Origin of the sequence: Salinisphaera dokdonensis CL-ES53, from assembly GCF_040361215.1 — a bacterium.
Classification (GTDB): domain Bacteria; phylum Pseudomonadota; class Gammaproteobacteria; order Nevskiales; family Salinisphaeraceae; genus Salinisphaera; species Salinisphaera dokdonensis.
This window is the reverse complement of the sequence record NZ_APND01000001.1, coordinates 535909-555631: the sequence shown is the minus strand read 5'-3', so window position 1 is coordinate 555631 and position 19723 is coordinate 535909. Positions and strand designations below refer to the sequence as shown.

Below are 19723 nucleotides of genomic sequence, written 5' to 3'. Positions count from 1 at the left end.
GATCGATCGTTCTGGCAATACGAACGAAATCGAACCCTGCGGAACGGCCGCTACGCGGCGGCCGTTCCAGTCTCAGCGGTATCTATTTCTCGTGCTTGAGCAGGAAATTGGCGACCCAGCCCTTGCGGCCGTCCTCGAACTCGACGTAACGCCAGTCGCGGTCTTCCTTCAGGATAGCGACCGAATCGCCTTTCTTCGCCTGCCAGAGCACGTCGGAATCCGTGGTCGCACGACTGCGGATGTTGACCACATTGCCTTCGATCTCGGCACGCGGGGCGCTTTCCTCCTCCTCGGCAGCTTTCTTGTCTGCTGCCGCGGCCGCCTTCTCGGCGCTCGCTGCCGCGGAAGCCGCTGCGGCCTCTGCCTTGCTCTCCGCTGCCTTGGCCGCCTGGCTGCTTTGCGCGGCCGCCGGCTTCGAAGCCGTCTTCGGCGTATACGGCTCGGTATGGCCGTCGGCGAACATCAATACCGGCTTCATTTCCTGCGGCACGACTTCGAGCGGACCGGTGGCGATACGCGTGTCGTCGGCGTTGGGCAGGCTCGTCGGCTTCTCGCCGTCGATATAGAACTGCCAGAGTTCGACCACCAGCGTGTCGCCCTTGGGCTTCCAGCCCACGACGAGGCCATCGTTGGTGTAGCTATAGCGAAGGCGACGGATCTGCATCCAGATCATGGCGTCGTCCACGGTCTCGAAGCGGCGCTGGCCTTCCTCGATATCCACCTTCGTGATGCCGTCGGCGGCTTCCCATACGGGCGGCTGGCCTTCGTAATGGATGCCCATGCTGCCGGCAAAACGTTCCGTGCGCGGCTCGAGGATCACACCTCGACGATGGCCACGCCAGGTGTAGACGCGACGCATGCCCGGCCCGGCTTCGATCTTGATCCGGCCCCAGGGCGCGGCTGCGACGAGCTGGGTGCCGTCTTCCAGCACGACTTCGTTATTTTCGGGTACGGCCTCACCGCCTTCAGGAATGGCGGGCGGCTCGGGGGTGACGACTTGCGGGCCCGTCACACAGCCACTGAGCAAAAACAGGGCCGCGAGTGCGGCGACGATCGTCGAACGGCCGCGCAGGGCGGCGGGCGAAGGTTGGAACATAGGTCTGAAAAACCCCTTTGACGTTGATTTCGCTTGGCCGGCTGACACATACCCCTCGCATCACGCGCCGCCGGCTTTGCGGCAGTGATCAGGTAGAGCGTTCTCCCGATTCGGCATGAACCGCGCGCACCTCGCAGTCGAGGCGTCCGCGGGCCAGATCCACGCTCAGGCGATCGCCCGGTCCTACTGTATCGGCCGATCGTACGACATGAGCATGATCGTCGCGGGCAATAGCATACCCGCGTTCGAGTGTCTGCAACGGGCTGACCGCATTCAGGGCGCGCCCGGCGTTGCTGAGCTGTTGTTCGGCGTTGCGCAGCCGCGCGCGCATGGCGGTTTCCAGACGACGGGCGAGCGTATCGCGCTGCAGGCGCGCGGCTTCAAGGCGTCTCTGCGGCGATGCCTGTCCGAGGCGCCGGCCCAGTGTGGCAACGCGCTCCTGCGACAGAGCAAGACGACGGTTCATCGCCCGCTGCAAGCGCTGTTCTGCCATATCCAGGCGCTGCATGGGCACTTCCAGGCGTCGGCGCGGATGCTGTCGCGCCAGACGTGCTTCTAGGCTGGCCAGGCGCTCGCGCGCGGCCTGCAGGCGTGCGGCCATGCGTGCGCTCAGACGCTCGGCGATACGTGGCAGGGCTGCCGCCTGGGCGGTGAGATCCGGGCAGACCAGCTCGGCGGCAGCAGAGGGTGTGGCGGCGCGTACGTCAGCCGCGAAATCGGCGATCGTCACGTCGACCTCGTGGCCGACGCCGGATACCACCGGCACACGGCTGGCGACGATCGCGCGGGCAACGTTCTCGTCGTTGAAGCCCCAGAGGTCTTCCAGCGAGCCGCCGCCACGCACTAGCAGCAGTACGTCGCAATCGGCACGCGCGCTGGCAAGCGTGAGTGCTTTCACGATGGCCGCGGGGGCGGCGTCGCCCTGAACCGGCACCGGGTACACACGCACCGCGCCAAGCGGATAACGCCGCGACACCACGCTGAGCACGTCGCGGATCGCCGCGCCCGTGGCGGAGGTGATCACGCCAATACGCTGCGGCGCAGCGGGCAGGGCACGCTTGCGTTCGGCTGCGAACAGCCCCTCGACATCGAGTTTGGCCTTGAGCTGCTCGAAGGCGCGGCGCAGGGCGCCGTCGCCGGCCGGCTCGACGTGCTCGACGATCAGTTGATAATCGCCGCGCGCCGCATACAGGCTCACGCGCGCTCGCACGCGCACCTGGTCGCCATCGGCCAGCGGTGTGCGAATCAGCCGGGCCTTGCCGCGGAACAGTGCACAGCGCACCTGCGCGTCGCCGTCCTTGAGGCTGAAATACATATGCCCCGAGCGCGGACGGGCAAGATTGGAAATCTCACCTTCGACCCAGAGCAGGCCGTAGCTGTGCTCGAGCAGCTGCCGCACCGACGAATTCAGCTCGCTGACGCTGAATACGATGCGATTGTCCTGGCCGTTCTGCTGGGAGGCGCTGGTCATGGGCGGCGATGTTCCTGGCATTGGCGACCGTGGTAAAGACTGCAATCGGCCGCGCTCGATAGACCGCGCTGCGCGGCCGGGGTTCGCATCTCGCGCGACAGCGCGCGATCGTTTAGATATCGGTGTATCAAAGCCGCCAGTTCTGCTTCGGCGACGATAAGCGGTTCAGCCCCGACATGGCGCCGCGAGCGCGTTTCGGGCGATGGCTGCCGTGCGGCGGCGTACCTGAACGCGCAGCCTCGGGCGTGTATGAATAGGTCCGGGCTTCCTTTATAATCCGCGGTCTTTGCGGCGGCGATACTGCTCTTGTAAAGCCGCCCACTGCCGGCGAGCCTATGACCCTGAGAATCAGCGAGCAAGCCCTGACGTTCGACGACGTCCTGCTCCAGCCCGCCTATTCCGACGTTCTGCCGCGTCACGTCGATCTTTCGACGCGCCTGACCCGCGACATCACCCTGAATCTGCCGCTGATCTCCGCGGCGATGGATACGGTGACCGAAGCCGGGCTGGCGATCGCGCTGGCGCAGGAAGGTGGCATCGGCATCATCCATAAATCGATGCCGCCCGAGATGCAGGCGCAGCACGTGCGCACCGTCAAGAAATACGAATCCGGCGTGATTTCGGACCCGATCACGGTCGGACCTGAGGCGACCATCCGCGAAGTGCTCGAACTCACCCGCCGCAGCCGCATCTCCGGCGTGCCGGTGGTGGACAAGGGCATCCCGGTGGGCATCGTCACCAGCCGCGATCTGCGTTTCGAGACCCGTTTCGACGCACCCGTGACCAGCGTGATGACGCCCAAGGATCAGCTCATCACCGTGCGCGAAGGCGCCGACCGCGACGAGATCCTCGGCCTGTTCCATCATCACCGCATCGAGAAGGTGCTCGTGGTCAACGACGACTTCGAGCTGCGCGGCATGATTACGGTCAAGGACATCCAGAAATCCTCCGACTTCCCCAACGCCTGCAAGGATGCTCAAGGCAGCTTGCGTGTTGGCGCCGCGGTTGGTCCTGGTCCGGAAACCTTTGCCCGTGTGCAGGCACTCGCCGAAGCCGGCGTGGACGTGGTGGTGGTCGATACCGCCCACGGCCATTCCTCCGGGGTGCTCGATACCGTGCGCCAGCTCAAGCAGCGCTTCGGCGATCTACAGATCATCGGCGGCAATGTCGGAACGGCCGAAGGCGCCAAGGCGCTGGTCGAGGCTGGTGTGGACGCGGTCAAGGTGGGTATCGGCCCCGGCTCGATCTGCACTACGCGTATTGTCGCCGGCATCGGCGTGCCGCAGATTTCCGCGGTCGCCAACGTCGCGGCCGCGTTGGAAGGCACGGGCGTACCGCTGATCGCCGATGGCGGTATCCGTTATTCGGGTGACGTATCCAAGGCAATCGCCGCCGGCGCCTATTCGGTGATGATCGGCGGCATGTTCGCCGGCACCGAAGAAGCTCCGGGCGAGATCGAGCTTTACCAGGGTCGTTCCTACAAGGCCTATCGCGGCATGGGCTCGCTCGGCGCCATGAGCGGCGATTCCGGCTCGGCCGATCGTTATTTCCAGGACCCTTCCGAGGAAATCCAGAAGCTTGTCCCGGAAGGCATCGAAGGCCGCGTGCCGTACAAGGGCCCGCTCGGCGGCATCGTGCACCAGCTCATCGGCGGCCTGCGTGCCTCCATGGGCTACACCGGCTGCCACGACATCACCGAGATGCGCACCCAGCCGACTTTCGTGCAGATCACTTCGGCCGGCGTGAAGGAATCGCATGTGCACGATGTGCATATCGTCAAGGAAGCGCCGAACTATCGCGTGGATTGATCGACGGCGGAATTCGGAATGAAAGAGGGCGCGGGCCGCAGGGTTCGCGCCCTTTTTTGTTTCGCGGATCAGCCAGCCGCTTAACGGCTGAGTCGGCAACTGGAAGAGCCGGCTTGTCAATGGTCGTAGGTTTAATTCGACGGGAACGTGGCGCGAGCTATAGCAAATGATGCGAAGCGCTTATGGCTAACGGTCGCTGGATCAACGGTTAGGGAGTAATCGACTCGGGGTTTCGCGCTGCAGTGCGAGTGTCTTTTATTTGCTTGTCCAAATAAAAGTCACCAAAAAAAAAGACACCCCGTCTTGCGTCGGCGCTACGCGCCGATGCCCTGCGCGGCTCCGGCCGAAAGCGTGCCAGCCGGAAACTCGCTTCGCTCAGACATCCGGCTGTCTTTTTCCGCTTTCGGCCTCCACTGCTCGGCGCTACGCCCAAGGGGCCCCAATACGGGCAAGCTCGCTATCGCTCGCTCAATGCCGCGCTCTTTTATATCGGATTAGGCAAGGCCTAATCCGATGGGAGCGGAGTCGTACGGTCAATTTCGGTTTGGCAGGCGGTATGGCCTTCGTTGTTGCTGTGGCGTCTGTATTGGGCCCCGTCGCCGCTGCGTGTCGGAGTGCACCGGCGCAGCCGGCGCCGTGCCCGGGTGTCTTTTTGTTTGCTTACTTTCTTTTGGACAAGCAAAAGAAAGTGAGTCGCACAGCAGTGCGAAACAAAAGGTACGAAGAGCTCGTGAGCGGCTATTAGACGCTTAGCCTAAAGCCGCGATTGCTGAATCGACGCTATACGAATCAGTCGGCTCCACGGCTCCCAGCGCAACTACCGCAGGCTCGCTCAAACCTAGAACACAAACAAATGCGCGATCGCCACGATGATCGGGAACGTGATCACCGTGCGGATCAAAAAGATCGAAGCCAGCTCGAAAATGTTCAGCGGCACGTTCGATTTCAGAATCACCGCGCCGACCTCGGACATATAGATCAGCTGCGTCACCGAAAGCGCGGCAATCACGAAGCGCGTGAACTCGCTTTCGATCGAGGTGGCCAGGATGGCCGGCAGGAACATATCGGCAAAGCCGGCGAGCAGGGCGGGCGCAGCGGCGGCCGCCTCAGGTACATGCATGGCTTCCAGCACGGGCACCAGCGGGAAGGTCAGCCAGTTGAAGATCGGCGTGTACTCCGCAATCGCGATGCCGGTGGTCCCGATCGCCATGATCAGCGGCAGCAGGCCGAACAGGATCTCGGCATAAGTGCTCGCGCCGTCGCGCAGCAGCTGGCCGAAACCCGGTGAGTGCGCGGCGCGCTTCATGGCGCGCTGCAGACCCCAACGAAACAGCGACAGCCCTTCGCCGGTGTCTTCCGGCACTTGCTTGCCCGTCGCCGGCCAATAGTCGTCACGCTTACGCGACAGCGGCGGCAGACGCGGCACTATGATCGCGGCAACCAGCCCCGACGCCGTAACCGTGAGATAGAACGGGATGAACAGATGCCCGATCTCGGTGAAGTTGGCTACCAGCAACGCAAAGGTAATCGACACGATCGAGAAGTTGGTCGCGATTACGGCCGACTCACGCGCCGAGTAGTAGCCCTTCTCGTATTGCTTGGAGGTGATGATCACGCCCACCGTGCCGTCGCCCAGCCACGAAGCGGTCGCATCCACTGCCGAACGGCCGGGCAGTCGGAAGATCGTGCGAAAGGTTCGGTGTAGCAGCGTGCCGACGAACTCCATGCCGCCGAAATCGGTGAGTAGCGGCAGCAGGAACGACGCGAACAGGAAGAACGCTACGAGCGCGGCGATCACGTCGAACAGCACGACCTGGCCGGTATTTTCGCCGACGATCCATTCCGGGCCGACGCCGAACAGCGTCATCGCCGCGAATATCGCGCCCACGATGCGCACGATCACGAACGGCTTGCCGATATCGAACAGCGAAGCGAACAGAGCGCCGTGTTTTTTGCCGGCGCCGGTGGCGTTCGCGTAGATCGATAGCAGCGCCGACACTGCGAGCACCACGCCGGCGATCGGTCCGAGCCAGCCGTCCATGAGCGCGGCCAGCGCGTTCGACAAAATCGCCAGGCCGATGGTGATCTTGCCGTCCTCGAACATCGGGGTCAGGAACGCCAGGACGCCGAGCAGCGACGGGATCACGAAGCGCAGGAATAGGCGGCGGCTGGAAGTCGCAGGCGCGCTCGCGCCAGCGGTCGAGGAATCGGAGTCGGCCATGGGTTGTCCGTTGGGCGTGGCTTGAATGGCGGCGCGGCTTTCGCCTGTGCGTGGCACATGAACGCAGGCTGCAACGCCGCAGTGCAGCGCAAAATGTCGCGTGATCGGGATGACCAGGCGGGCGTATCGCAAGCCGCAAAGGCCGCAGGCCGCCTGTCATCAAGGCGTTATTCTATCGGGCCGCAGGGTGGGCGCGCGAGCGCTGCCGCGCACGCAGTGATTCGGTATCCTGCCCGGCTTAGTAACTTGTTACTGATCCAGTCCATCAGCCGAGCACGACACTGCGCATGACCCAGGATATCCACGCCGAAAAGATCCTCATCCTCGACTTCGGCAGTCAGTACACCCAGCTCATCGCCCGCCGCGTGCGCGAGGCCAACGTCTACTGCGAGATCTACGCCTGGGACGTGGCTGATCACTACGTGCGCGACTTCAACCCCAACGGCGTCATCCTGTCCGGCGGGCCGGAATCGGTGACGGCAGAAGAGGGCCCGCGTGCCCCGGCAGCCGTATGGGAACTTGGCGTGCCAGTGCTCGGCATCTGCTACGGCATGCAAACCATGGCCGCCCAGCTCGGCGGCGAGGTGGAAACCTCCGAGGTGAAGGAATTCGGCTATGCGCGCGTACGCGCCCGCGGCCACTCGAAACTGTTTACCGATATTCAGGATCACGTCAACGAAGAAGGCCACGGCCTGCTCGATGTCTGGATGAGCCACGGCGACCGAGTTAAAACGCTGCCCGAGGGCTTCAAGGTCATCGCCACCACCGATAGCGCACCGCTGGCCGGCATGGCCGACGACGAACGCGGCTACTACGGCATCCAGTTCCACCCGGAAGTCACCCATACCGCCCAGGGTAAGCGCATCCTCTCGCGCTTCGTCCACGAGATCTGCGGCTGCGGCGAACTGTGGACTTCCGAACACATCATCGAAGATCTGGTCGCGCGCATCCGCGAGCAGGTCGGCGATCAGCGCGTGCTGCTTGGCCTGTCCGGTGGCGTGGACAGCTCTGTGACCGCGGCACTTATTCATGAAGCCATCGGCGACAACCTCATCTGCGTGTTCGTCGACAACGGCCTGCTGCGTCTAAACGAAGGCGACGAAGTCATGGCCACCTTCGCCGAGCACAAGGGCTTGAACGTCATCCGCGCGGATGCGGAAGACCAGTTCATGAGCAAGCTCGAAGGCGTGGAAGACCCGGAAGCCAAGCGCAAGATCATCGGCAACACCTTCATCGAAGTCTTCGACGCCCACGCCGCCGAACTCACCAATATCGACTGGCTTGCCCAGGGCACCATCTACCCGGACGTCATTGAGTCCGCCGGCTCGGCCACCGGCAAGGCGCATGTCATCAAAAGCCACCACAACGTCGGCGGGCTGCCTGAAGACATGAAGCTCGGCCTCGTCGAGCCGCTACGCGAACTGTTCAAGGACGAAGTCCGCGAACTGGGTCTGGCGCTCGGCCTGCCGCGCGACATGCTGATGCGCCACCCGTTCCCCGGTCCGGGCCTCGGCGTGCGCATCCTCGGCGAAGTGAAGAAGGGATACGCCGACAAGCTCCGCAAGGCCGACGCCATCTTCATCCACGAACTGCGCGAATCCGGCTGGTACGACAAAGTCAGCCAGGCCTTCGCCGTCTACCTGCCCGTCTCCAGCGTCGGCGTTACAGGCGACGGCCGCCGCTACGAACATGTCATCGCGCTACGCGCCGTCGAAACCATCGACTTCATGACTGCCCGCTGGGCGCATTTGCCGTACGAACTGCTCGAACACGTCTCCTCGCGGATCGTGAACGAGGTGAGTGGGATTTCGCGGGTGGTCTACGACGTGACCGGCAAGCCGCCGGGGACGATTGAGTGGGAGTAGCGATGCTACTAATCGGTTAGGTTTGAAAAGGGCCGCTGTTTCGCAGCGGCTTTTTTCGTTATTCGGCCTTGGTGCGGCAGGGGGCGTGAAGACGGCGCGTCTCGCAAGCAGATTGAAAGAACGATACAGAGACAGCGGGTGCAACCTATTTTCAACCAGCCCAGAAAAGCCGTAAAGCCTGACTCTTATTGCTTATTGTTGCACTATGACGGTCGTGGCTGACGCTACGCTATCGAGTCCGACGTCTAGGTCGCAGGTCGTTCTGCGGATGCATTGGCTGCCGCTAAAAATTCGATATCGCCGATGGAGTAGGGCTGTATGAAAGAAATTGATGTTTTCTGGTCTTTTAGAAGTCCTTACTCGTATCTCGCGACGCCCGGAATACTCGAAGTTCAGAAGAGCTATGACGTTCGCGTGAATATCCGGGTGGTGTTTCCGATCGCACTCAGAAGTCCCGATATCCTCTTTACCAAAGAGAACTTGAACAAGGTCAAATACATTCTGCTGGACTGGGAGCGCCGGGCTGAATTCCTGGGGATGCCTCATGCTTGGCCGTCTCCTGACCCGATCGTTATGGATATAGAAAATTCCACTGTGTCTTCGGAGCAGCCCTATATCTACTGGTTGAGTTGTCTCGGCGTCGAAGCGCAGCGTCGAGGCCTCGGGCCGGGGTTCGCCGCGGAAGTGTCGAGACTCATTTTTGGTGGTTTAAGGAATTGGCACGAGGGTGATCACCTCACCGGCGCCGCGCGAAAAGCCGGCCTGGACTTACGGGAAATGGAGGCCTCGATCGGCGATGGCGCAAGCCATAGAGATGAGATAGAAGAGAATCAACGCATGCTTGCAGACGCTGGCCATTGGGGTGTGCCGACTTTCGTGATCGATGGCGAACCGTTCTTTGGACAGGATCGGATCGAAACGCTGAAGTGGCGGCTTGGTCAGATGAACTTGGCTCGATAGCCGTAATGGTCGCGACCTCCAACCTGCCAACGGCTGGTATACATATGCCGAACCAAACCTCTTATGCGCTACCGGCATAGCGCTACTCGCACTCCATCCTAATCGCCGTGCCTAACCCGTCGGCAATCAAACCACGCGAGAGCGAGTGTCAGGTCTTGTATTGACCGTGCCCGCCGTTCTACTTACCCCACACCATTAGCAATCCGTTTACGTAACAGATCGATATGCAGCCGCGCATCGTAGGCGTATCCGCGATATGTCAGCGGCAGGTTCAGGCTTGCGATTTCCCGGTCCAGCTCGGCGAGTTCGGTTTCCAGTTCTCGCAGTTGTTGCGGGTCGTTGGTCTCGGCGGCGGCTTCGTCGATTTCGCGGATGCGGGCGTAGTGGCGGAAGACGCGGTTGCGGATACTCCATTTGTAGAGGCCGGGCAGCGTGCGTAGCAGCGGCAGCAACAGAAACACGATGGGGAGTAACAGGATTGCGAAGCGGCTGATCTGGGCTACGACCCAGTAGGGCAGAAACGCATTCAGCGGGCTCGGTCCGTCGGCGATCAGGTCGCGGGCGTAGGCGTCCTGTGGCAGCGAGGTGTTGTCCATTGAGGGGAACTGGCCTTCGGGCGTGATGACGTCGCCGGGCTCGTGGACTTCCCGCGCGGCTTCGACCAGCCGGTCGACGATTGCGGGATGCAGTTCTGGTTGTGCGACGATCCGGGCGACCAGCCCCAGCAGCTGGCGTTCGCGCACGGGCAGCGGCGGGTCGAGGGCGAAGGCGCCGGAGGGCACGTCGACCAGTATCGATTGCGGCATCCGCCGGGACAGCGCGACGATATGGTCGAGTTGCAGCAGGGTCGCGTCGCCGTCTGCCAATAGCTGCGAAAGATAGGGCGCCGACAGCGGCGCGACGAACAGCGCGACATCCGCATCGCCGGACGTCAACGCCTGGGCTGCATCGGCGCCGCCGAGCGGCAGCAGGGTATTTGCGTTGCCGGACAGACCTGCCGCTTTCAGAAACGTCTGGGCCGCGGCCCGCGTCCCGGAGCCTTCGTCGCCCGCCGCGATCCGCAGGCCGGACCATTGCGCGGGGTTGCGCGGCACGTCCACGTCCGCGGTCGGGCGTGCAAAGATAAGAAAAGGCTCGGTGAATACCGCGCCCAGAGTCTGGATATCGTCGCCGACGGCAATGCCGCCTTGCAGCAGCGCGGCGTCTGCTTTGCCCTCGGCCATCAGCCGCGCATTCTCGACCGAGCCGGCGGTCGCGATCAGGTCCAGATCGATGCCGTCTCTTTCGAGTATGTCGCGATACTGCGTGGCGATCCGCCAGTAGCCACCGCCCTCGACGCCGGCCGCGAAGCGAACGGTCGATGGCGGGATAATATCCCGGCTCAGCCACCACAGCGCCGTGGCCGCCAGGACAACCGCGAGGATCAGAGCGGACACGCGAACCATGGAATTCCTTTGCTGGGGGTATTGACGCCAACCGCATCAAAACGCGATCGGCTACGCTTTTGCAACCGCGGCCTGGAACACTGGGGCAGGGGCCGTTGTTCGTGAAAGGATAATAGAGTGACCGGCCACGGTTCTTCATCTCGGCGCGTGCTCGCGGTGCATCCCATCGCCCCTGCCCGATAGGCCGGTATTCAACTCAATGGAGACAACCTTGCCGACGCTGTCTGCGATTTACCGCTACCCGATCAAATCGACGGCCGGCGAGTCGTTGCGCCACGCGCGAGTTTTCGAAGAGGGGCTGGAACAGGATCGTCGATTCATGGTGGTCAAACCGGACGGTTCGTTCGTGACCGCCCGCAAGTATCCGGGACTGCAGCGGGTCGTCACGCGGTTCGACGGCGACCGGCTTTCAGTGATGCATGATGATCAGGTCGCGCTCACCGAGGCGCGGCATGCCTTCGAACTTAAACCGTTCGATACCCATGTCTGGGCCGATGACTTCCCGGCGCTGACCACGACGATTCGCCTAGACGCCTGGTTCAGCCGTGTGGTGGGCGAGCCGGTGAGCCTGCTATGGCTGGGCGAGCGATCGAGCCGCTACCGCAGTGCAACCGAAACCCGCGTGAGTTTCGCGGATGGTTATCCGCTACTGCTTACATCCGAAGCTTCGCTGGCGGATGTGAATTCGCGTACCGATGGCTCGCATGTGATGGCGCAGTTCCGGCCCAATCTCGTGGCGAGCGGTACACAGGCGTTTGCCGAGGACGGCTGGCGGCGGGTTCGTATCGGCGACGTCGTGTTTCGCGTGGATGCGCCCTGTGCGCGCTGCGTGATGATCACCGTCGATCCGGAACGCGGTGAGCGCCGGCCGGACGGGCAACCCATGCACGCATTGATGCGCTATCGCAAAGGCACGGATAACAACGTCTATTTCGGGCAGAACCTCGTGGCGGAGAATCGCGGCGAGGTGATTCTGGGACAGGCTATTGAAGTGCTCGAGTGATCGCGTCTTCGAGTTTGTTCTCGGGCGTTTCTATGCTCGTAGCGACGGGGTCGTAGACAAGCGGCAGGCGCGTCTTGTTGCTGAATTTCAGCCCGACCGTCGCCGGAAAATCCCTGGCGTTATCGACGGGTCATCCGCCGAAGGCATAGAGAGGTGAAATTCGCGCTTTTAGCGCTCGGCCGGTCACTGATTCGTTCGACATGCGGCTGTGTATTGCATGTCCGCTGTCTGGACGCCAGGCCGTATCGATCGGCGCTTTCCTCGCGCGACGTTCTGCTCCGCGATATTTGCTCATGACGACGGCCGGCCGTATCCGATAGGGTTTATGGCTTCACCGCGGCCGGTGGCCGCCCATCGCGCAAGGGAGAACAAGTGACAGCGGATATTCTGGTCGTGGGAAGGATGCCGCCGAACGTCCTGGGGCAATTGGAGTCGGCTTTCACGGTTCATGTATTGCCGACGCAGGAAAGCGAGGCCGAAACGATGCTTCGCGACGTCGGCCCGCGTATACGCGGTCTGGCGACCAATGCGGTCCAGGCGCCGCCGGTGGCGGTGCTCGACGTCTTGCCCAATCTGGAGGTGATCGCCTCTTCCGGTATCGGCACGGACGCTTTGAACGCCGATTATGCGCACGGCCGCGGAATCGTGGTCGCCAATACGCCCGACGTGCTCTCGGAAGACGTGGCGGATGCGGGGATCATGCTGATGCTGGCGGTTTCGCGACAGCTGCTGCATGCCGATCGCAATGTTCGCGACGGCCTTTGGCTCAAGGGGCTTTCGCTGGGGCATCGCGTCAACAACAAGCGGCTCGGTATCGTCGGGCTGGGCCGTATCGGCCGCGCGATCGCGCGTCGCGCCGAGGCTTTCGATATGGTCATTGCTTATCACCAGCGACGGGCCGACCACGAGCTGCCGTACCGTTATTACGACGATGTTGCCGCCCTCGCGGCCGACAGCGATTTCCTGATGGTGGTTGTGCCAGGCGGTCCGGCGACCGAGAACATGATCGATCGGCGGGTGCTGGATGCGCTAGGGCCGCAAGGCGTCCTGATCAACGTCGGCCGTGGCTCCACGGTGGACGAGCCGGCGCTGGTGGCCGCGCTCGCGGAAGGCCGTATCCGGGGCGCCGGACTGGACGTACTCGCCGATGAGCCGAACGTGCCCGAGGCGCTGTGCACGATGGACCAGGTCGTACTGGCGCCGCACTATGCGAGCGGCACAGTGGAGACGCGCCTGGCGATGGGGCAGCTGGTGGTCGACAATCTGCGGGCTCACTTTCGCGGTGATCCGCTACTGACGCCGGTGACGTGAGCTCACCTTTTGCGACGATTTGCGGGATGTCGTCCCGGGTTGCGGCGCACCGGTTCCCGTAGGACGCGCGTCGAGTCCTTGCAGCGCCCACCGGCGCTTTGCGTAGGGAGACAGGCCGGTAGCCGGCTCTCTTACAATAGGCCCGATTTACCGCTGCCTTCGCCGTAATGAGTTCGCACCCTGCCGATCCACCGCCGCAGAGCGGTTCGCTATTTCCTGAAGACGACACGAAGCTGAGCGGCGTCGCGCCGGCCACGTTCGATGCGTCGATCGTGGATCTGGCTCAACGCATGCCAAGCGGGCTACGGCTGGGCACGTCGTCCTGGTATTTTCCGGGCTGGGCCGGGTTGGTCTGGGATCGGCTGTATAGCGAAAAGCAACTGTCGCGCGACGGTCTGGCCGCGTACGCACAGCATCCGTTGTTCGGTGCCGTGGGGCTGGATCGCGGTTTCTATCGCCCGCTGACGGTTTCGCAGTACGCCGCCTATGCTGACGACGTGCCCGATGACTTCCGGTTCGTGGTCAAAGCGCCGAGTCTGGTCACCGATGCGCTGGTGCGGGAGCCGGGTGGCCAGGGCAAGCAGGCGAATCCGTATTTTCTGGATGGCGATCTGGCGTGGAGCCAGTTCGTCGCGCCGGCATTCGAGGGCCTCGGCGACAAGGTCGGCGCGCTGGTGTTCCAGATCAGCCCGTTGCCGCGCCCACGGCTCGGGCAGATCGATACGCTGATCGAGCGCCTGCATGCGCTGTTGCGAGTGGTGTCCGAGGCCCGAAGCCGTTCGCCCGATGCCGTGATCGCGGTCGAGGTGCGTAACCCCGAGTGGCTGACGCCCGCATTCGTGGATGCCTTGAAAGATGCGGGTGCGACCTACTGCCTTGGCCTACATCCCAAGATGCCGCCGATCGACGCGCAGTTGCCGATTCTGCGGCGGCTGTGGCCGGGGCCGTTCGTGTGCCGGTGGAATCTCAACATCAAGCACGGTGCCTTCGGCTACGAACGGGCGCGTGACCGTTATTCGCCGTTCGACAAGCTGATCGATCCCGATCCGGATACGCGGGCGACGCTCGCTCGGGTGATCGCGGGCACGGTCGGCGCCGGTCAGCCGGCGTTCGTCACCGTCAACAACAAGGCCGAGGGCAGTTCGCCGTTATCCGTACGCGCGCTGGCCGAGGCGGTGTCGGCTCTTCGGAATTGATGCAGCCCCGCGGTTCGAGAAAGCGCCGACATGCGTCGCTCAGTTTCGCCCGTTTGGGTTGAGGCTCGCCGAATCCTCCTACGGGCGATCAAGCCGCTGAGGATGCCGTGACGCGATGTCCGAGTCGCTCGGTCTGGGTGTCGGAAATCGAGACACTTTTGGATCTTCTTTTGAATCATCACGCAGCATTCGCCGATACTGGCGTCAATGCATGAGGTGGTGATAAAGAATGCGCTTATAGGGGCGCGCTTTCGTGGCCGATTTAATAGGCGCTGGCGTGCTGTTGAATCTGGGGTATGATCGATAAATCGCCGATGAAATAATGGATGGCGGCTTTAGCGGTTTAACTCGAGCGTTCTGAAAACGATGTATTCAGTCTTTTCGTTCTTTCGCTGCGCGAAGCCGTGACTAATATGAATTTATTGGTTATATGGAAACATCTTTAGCTGCGATTTTCGATTCTTCTTTGTTTTTCTACGAGTGGGGAGGGAAGTTTCATAAAGGCCGGTTTATTCTGCGCTCCGTGGGGTTGGAAGCCGCTGAATTGCCAGAAAATAAATACTATAAAAAGCGACGAGGGGATTTATGAAAAACAAGAATGAGAAGTCTGGGCGCTTGGGACGCTGGCTGAACAGCTGTGTGCTATCGGCTTTGTGTCTGACGTTAGTGGCCTGCAGCGACAGTGGCAGTAATAATGATGGTGGTTCCGACTCGGAATCTCCATCGATGACCGTGGCGGTTGTGTCTGGCGATGCCGCGCGGGTCACCGGTGGTGATATGCGCGTGCGGGTCGAGTCGGAGGGTGAGACTCTCCAGCCGGAAGTGCGTGTGTTGGCCAACGGCACCGAGCTGGCGGAGAACGTGACTCTGGAAGATCGCGGCGATGGTCTGTCCGGCGTGATTTCCGGTTTGCCGCTCGGCGATAATCGCGTTGTCGTTGAGGCAACGACGACGGATGGCGAAGCACTTAGCGCCGCGGTCGACGTGGTCAATCATCCGATCACCGGCCCGGTGTTCTCCGGTCCGCACCTGACACCGTTCGAATGCCGCACGGTCGAATCCGACCTCGGCATGCCGCTGGACGCCGATTGCTCGGTGGAAACCCGGGTCGATTATTTCTATTTCAATCAGGACGGCGACCGTCAGCTCTTGGCCGACCCTTACGGGCCCCGGCCTGACGACATGGCCATGGTTACCACTTTATCCGGCGACACTGTGCCTTATATCGTGCGGGTGGAGTCGGGCACCATTAACCGCTCCATCTATCGCATTGCCGTTCTTGAGGACCCTCAGACCGAAGGGGGCTGGAATGACAGCAGCTGGAATGGCCGGCTGGTGTTCCGCTTAGGCGAATCGACGGCGGCCCAGTACAACCAGGGCGATAACGATTTCGGCGACGTATTCGATGACGGTGCCAGCTTCCGTGCCATTACGGAAGGCTATGGCTATATCGTTTCCACGCTCAATATAAACAAGGTGAACGTGAACGATGTGGTCGCGGCCGAGACCATGATGATGGTCAAGGAACGCTTTATCGAAACCTACGGTGTGCCGTTGTGGATGGTGGGCCTGGGCGGTTCCGGTGGCGCCATTCAACAGATATTGATCACGCAGAATTACCCGGGCTTGATGGACGGCATCCTGCCTGGCGCCGCTTTCCCCGGTGTGTTCGGGACCGCTTTGGCGGTCTCTGACTGTCGGCTTCTGAACCGTTACTTCACCGCGAACCCGGCCGGGGACTCCGTACGCCAGGCGTTCGAAGGGCATCTGCCCGGAACCTGCAGAAACTGGGATTTCGGCAATGGCGACGCGATTGTCGCCACCGACGGTTCGGCGTCACCCGTGTGCGGGTTGCAGCAGGCCGGTCTGGTGTATGACCCGGTGACCAATCCCGACGGCGTGCGTTGCTCGCTGTACGACATCAATATCAATACGCTGGGCATCGATCCGGAAACCGGTTTCGTCAGAAGACCTCTGGATAACGTAGGCGTCCAGTACGGGTTGGAGGCCTTGCGGGCCGGCACCATTACCGTGGACGAATTCCTGGATGTAAATGAAGGCGTGGGCGGCTTCGATGTGGACGGCAATCTCGCCCCCGCGCGTACCGAAGCCAATCTCAAGGCGCTGGAGCTCGCCTACGGTCGCGGTCGCGTCGGTAGCGGCGGTGGTGGCCTGGCCGTTACGCCGATCTTCCACCGGCGTTTCTATGCCGAGCCGGCCGGGGATATTCACACCATCTATAACGACATCCAGATTCGCGAAAAGCTGATCCGAGAGAACGGCCGCGCCGACAACCAGGTGATCTGGTTATTTCCGAATCCACAGTTGGCGCTTCTTCGAGGTTTCGGAGAAGAACAGGCCGCGGCGCTGTCGACATTGAGCGCGGAGGTCTCGGAACAACAGTTTGATCTGATGCGCGATTGGCTCGATGCGATTGTCGCCGACCCGGCACCGTTAAGCGCGGACAAGGTCGTCGCCCACAAGCCGGCGGCGGCAGTGGATGCTTGCTGGCGGGTGGACGATGGCGAACGCGTCAATGAAGTGGCGACCTTTGATGACGAGGGCGTGTGCAACGATCTCTACCCGAAGACACCGACGCCGCGGATCGCCGCGGGCGGGCCGGTCGTCGATGACATCATCAAGTGCCAGCTCCAGCCCACGGCCGACTTCGATTACGGCACCGCTGTCTTCACGGTCGATCAGCAGACGCGTTTGAATACCGTGTTCCCCGAGGGCGTGTGTGATTACAGCGGCACAGGCGTAGGCCAGCGTTCCGTGGACGGTACGTGGCTTGATTACAGCGAAGGAGCTTCGGGCGGCTAAACGGAAATGGAAAATCGGGTCTTGCGTTGTGCTTTCCGGCTGCCGGAGTAGAACGCGAGACTCGATTCTTGAGCTGTTGGCGGCGTTGCTCCGCAGGACCTTTTCGGTCCCGTCGTCCACGGGGCGGTGGCAAGAGTTTCCGAGGTAAGTGTCTTAGGTCGAAGTTTTTCGATCTGGCAGCGTATCCGGCGATCTCGTCAGAGAAGTTCTTGATGGCGCGAAACTGCGGACGTTGAATCGCAGAGCACCATGGTCGCCGCAATCAAGTCAGCCGTGGTGACGTATTGAGTTGGTGTCCGGAGATGTGAGCGCGCATCGTGCGCTTGCATTCTTCGCGCCGCTCAAAGTGGGAGGCCCGTTCGCTGGCAAAACCATCGTCGAGCGATTGTTCACTGAAAGGAGCAGGGACGAAAAGGTGCGACGTATTTAAACCTCGTCGTCCGTGACAACGGCGATTCTGCAGCCGATTGATTTTCGTGGCGGGCGCTTCTCGCCACGGAGTAAACGTAAAACGGGGCAGGTGAGTTACACCTGCCCCGTTTCGTTTTTACGCCAAGTTGTCTTGGACGATTTAAGTCGCCCCTGCCTGCTTCTTCTCCAGCAGCGTCAGCAGCTTGTGCTCGTGCTGAATGCCCTTGAGCAGGGAATAGCACATGAGCAGCAGGACGAAGGTAAACGGCAGCCCGGTTGTGACGGATGCCGCCTGCAGGGCCGACAATGCGTCGGCGCCACCAACCACCAACAGTGCAGCGGCAATGAGGCCTTCGGCCGCACACCAGAACACACGCTGCGCGGCGGGGGCTTCGGTCTTGCCGCCCGCGGTGATGGTGTCGATCACCAGCGAGCCGGAATCGGACGAGGTGATGAAGAACACCAGCACCAGAACGATCGCCAGGAAGGACGTGACGCTGGTCAGTGGCATGTTGTCCAACATGCGGAACAGCGTCAGCGACGAGTCCTGAATACCGCCGGCCAGCGAGCCGACGCCGTTGAGCGCCTGGTCGACGCCGACGCCGCCAAAAGCGCTCATCCAGATGCCGGTCACGACCGTCGGCACGATCAGCACCGCGGTGAGGAATTCACGCACGGTACGACCACGCGAAACACGTGCGATGAACATGCCCACGAACGGCGACCAGGAAATCCACCATGCCCAGTAGAAGATGGTCCAGGAGTGGTAGAAGCTCTGGTCTTCACGGCCGACCGGGTTGCTCAGCGGCAGCAGGTATTCGAAATAGCCGGTGTAGGTCGTCAGCAGGTTGCCCGCGAAGGCCACGATCGACCCGGCGACAATGACGAACAGCAGCAGGATGCCTGCCAGGCCCATGTTGATGTTACTGAGCAGCTTCACGCCGCCGTCGATGCCACGCAGCACCGAGACGAGCGCAACCGCGGTCACGCCGGCGATGATGCCGATCTCGAGCGGCAGGTTGGCCGGGACACCGAACAGGAACTCGATGCCGCCCGCGGCCTGCTGTGCACCGAAGCCGAGCGAGGTCGCCAGGCCGAAGATGGTCGCGAGCACGGCAAGCGTATCGATCACGTTGCCGAGCGTGCCCCAGACGCGTTCGCCGAACAGCGGGTAGAACGTCGAGCGGATCGACAGCGGCATGCCCTTGTTATAGGCAAAGAACGCCAGCGATAGTGCGACCACGCCGTAGATCGCCCAGGGATGCAGCGCCCAGTGATACATCACGGCGCCCATCGCTGCGGTCTTGGAGGCTTCATCGCCGCCGGGGACGTTAAGCGGCGTGCCGGCCCATTCGGTGAAGTAACCCACCGGCTCGGCCACACTCCAGAACATGAGCCCGATGCCCATGCCGGCTGCGAACAGCATCGCGAACCACGACATGAGCGAGAAATCGGGCTTGGCGTCCTGACCGCCAAGGCGGACGCGACCGTATGGCAACACGATCAGTGCCAGGCAGAAAATCACGAAAATGTTGCCGGATACCAGGAACAGCCAGTCGAAGCTGTTGATCACCCAGTCACGTGCGCCGGCCAGGCCGGTCTTCGAGACTTCGGGGAACAGCATGGAGCCGATGACGAACACCAGAATGAGCACGGAGCTCCAGATGAACACCGGGTTATGCAGATCCAGCCCGAGCGGGTGGATATTGTCTTCGCCGATTTCGTAATCGAAATCATAGCGTTCTTCGAGTTCGTCGACCCGTTCACTCGTATTCATACGCTTCCCCGTAGCTTGATGGGCCCGCCGGCACCGATCCTCACGCGAGCGAGCATGGGCTCAAGATGCAGTAATCGCGGGTATTCGCTGAAAGAGCGTATGGGCCCGGAGGTCTGGTGTCAAAACCGGCCGGTGCCGCGCGGCAGCGTATTCGAAGCGCGTGCTCGCTCTATCGAGCGCGGGCAAAATCAGTTGTGGCGCGCAGGCATTGGTGTGCTTTACGCAAGAGCCGAATGTCTTGTAACGCCATGGCCAACCTACCGAAACACTCGGGTGTCGAAGGGACTGGAATCCGTACGATCTACTGCCGAAATCACGGTGTTCGCTTACGAGTTT

12 protein-coding genes are annotated in these 19723 nt (G+C 62.0%); 7 read left to right on the top strand and 5 right to left on the bottom strand.

What is annotated here, in order from left to right; translation table 11 throughout:
• Positions 1 to 82: 82 nt before the first annotated feature.
• Positions 83 to 1096, bottom strand: a complete 1014-nt coding sequence (locus tag SADO_RS02515; protein WP_353108937.1) for an SH3 domain-containing protein — start codon at positions 1094 to 1096, stop codon at positions 83 to 85.
• A gap of 88 nt (positions 1097 to 1184) precedes the next feature.
• A complete protein-coding gene (xseA, locus tag SADO_RS02510; RefSeq protein ID WP_353108936.1) occupies positions 1185 to 2567 on the bottom strand; it encodes an exodeoxyribonuclease VII large subunit in 1383 nt (460 codons plus the stop codon).
• 341 nt (positions 2568 to 2908) lie between these two features.
• Between xseA and guaB the strand changes: the two genes are divergently transcribed.
• Positions 2909 to 4375 carry an IMP dehydrogenase gene (gene guaB, locus SADO_RS02505; RefSeq protein WP_353110066.1) on the top strand — a complete coding sequence of 489 codons (1467 nt, stop codon included), beginning with the start codon at positions 2909 to 2911 and terminating at the stop codon, positions 4373 to 4375.
• 838 nt (positions 4376 to 5213) lie between these two features.
• Here guaB and SADO_RS02500 read toward each other — a convergent pair.
• Entirely contained in the window at positions 5214 to 6596 is a 1383-nt protein-coding gene (locus SADO_RS02500) for a YjiH family protein (protein ID WP_353108934.1), read from the bottom strand.
• A gap of 287 nt (positions 6597 to 6883) precedes the next feature.
• Between SADO_RS02500 and guaA the strand changes: the two genes are divergently transcribed.
• Together guaA and SADO_RS02490 are read left to right on the top strand one after the other, a co-directional pair.
• The gene (gene guaA, locus SADO_RS02495) at positions 6884 to 8461 is read left to right on the top strand and encodes a glutamine-hydrolyzing GMP synthase (RefSeq protein ID WP_353108932.1); all 1578 of its coding nucleotides are present in this window, start codon (positions 6884 to 6886) and stop codon (positions 8459 to 8461) included.
• A 318-nt stretch (positions 8462 to 8779) separates the two neighbouring features.
• A complete protein-coding gene (locus tag SADO_RS02490; RefSeq protein WP_353108931.1) occupies positions 8780 to 9421 on the top strand; it encodes a 2-hydroxychromene-2-carboxylate isomerase in 642 nt (213 codons plus the stop codon).
• Positions 9422 to 9603: 182 nt separating this feature from the next.
• Here SADO_RS02490 and SADO_RS02485 read toward each other — a convergent pair whose 3' ends face one another.
• Complete coding sequence (locus tag SADO_RS02485; protein WP_353108930.1) at positions 9604 to 10866, bottom strand: TAXI family TRAP transporter solute-binding subunit; 1263 nt, start codon at positions 10864 to 10866, stop codon at positions 9604 to 9606.
• A 199-nt stretch (positions 10867 to 11065) separates the two neighbouring features.
• On the opposite strand from SADO_RS02485, the gene SADO_RS02480 reads away from it, so the two are divergent.
• The 4 genes from SADO_RS02480 (at position 11066) to SADO_RS02465 (ending at position 17199) form a co-directional block, all read left to right on the top strand.
• Positions 11066 to 11869 (top strand): MOSC domain-containing protein, encoded by an 804-nt coding sequence (locus SADO_RS02480; RefSeq protein ID WP_353108928.1) that lies wholly within the window; start codon positions 11066 to 11068, stop codon positions 11867 to 11869.
• A 372-nt stretch (positions 11870 to 12241) separates the two neighbouring features.
• On the top strand, positions 12242 to 13180 hold the full coding sequence (locus tag SADO_RS02475) for a 2-hydroxyacid dehydrogenase (RefSeq protein ID WP_353108926.1): 939 nt from the start codon (positions 12242 to 12244) through the stop codon (positions 13178 to 13180).
• Positions 13181 to 13347: 167 nt separating this feature from the next.
• Positions 13348 to 14376 (top strand): DUF72 domain-containing protein, encoded by a 1029-nt coding sequence (locus SADO_RS02470; protein WP_353108924.1) that lies wholly within the window; start codon positions 13348 to 13350, stop codon positions 14374 to 14376.
• Between the two features lie 726 nt (positions 14377 to 15102).
• Positions 15103 to 17199: a DUF6351 family protein gene (locus SADO_RS02465; RefSeq protein WP_353108923.1), complete on the top strand. Its 2097-nt coding sequence runs from the start codon at positions 15103 to 15105 to the stop codon at positions 17197 to 17199.
• A 571-nt stretch (positions 17200 to 17770) separates the two neighbouring features.
• Here SADO_RS02465 and SADO_RS02460 read toward each other — a convergent pair.
• Positions 17771 to 19387, bottom strand: a complete 1617-nt coding sequence (locus tag SADO_RS02460; RefSeq protein WP_353108922.1) for a BCCT family transporter — start codon at positions 19385 to 19387, stop codon at positions 17771 to 17773.
• Positions 19388 to 19723: the final 336 nt, after the last annotated feature.

What these genes read in the sequence shown, in the direction of transcription:
- SADO_RS02515 (WP_353108937.1), bottom strand. Translation starts at nt 1,096, where the DNA reads ATGTTCCAACCTTCGCCCGCCGCCCTGCGCGGCCGTTCGACGATCGTC.
- xseA (WP_353108936.1), bottom strand. Translation starts at nt 2,567, where the DNA reads ATGACCAGCGCCTCCCAGCAGAACGGCCAGGACAATCGCATCGTATTC.
- SADO_RS02500 (WP_353108934.1), bottom strand. Translation starts at nt 6,596, where the DNA reads ATGGCCGACTCCGATTCCTCGACCGCTGGCGCGAGCGCGCCTGCGACT.
- guaA (WP_353108932.1), top strand. Translation starts at nt 6,884, where the DNA reads ATGACCCAGGATATCCACGCCGAAAAGATCCTCATCCTCGACTTCGGC.
- SADO_RS02490 (WP_353108931.1), top strand. Translation starts at nt 8,780, where the DNA reads ATGAAAGAAATTGATGTTTTCTGGTCTTTTAGAAGTCCTTACTCGTAT.
- SADO_RS02485 (WP_353108930.1), bottom strand. Translation starts at nt 10,866, where the DNA reads ATGGTTCGCGTGTCCGCTCTGATCCTCGCGGTTGTCCTGGCGGCCACG.
- SADO_RS02480 (WP_353108928.1), top strand. Translation starts at nt 11,066, where the DNA reads ATGGAGACAACCTTGCCGACGCTGTCTGCGATTTACCGCTACCCGATC.
- SADO_RS02470 (WP_353108924.1), top strand. Translation starts at nt 13,348, where the DNA reads ATGAGTTCGCACCCTGCCGATCCACCGCCGCAGAGCGGTTCGCTATTT.
- SADO_RS02465 (WP_353108923.1), top strand. Translation starts at nt 15,103, where the DNA reads ATGACCGTGGCGGTTGTGTCTGGCGATGCCGCGCGGGTCACCGGTGGT.
- SADO_RS02460 (WP_353108922.1), bottom strand. Translation starts at nt 19,387, where the DNA reads ATGAATACGAGTGAACGGGTCGACGAACTCGAAGAACGCTATGATTTC.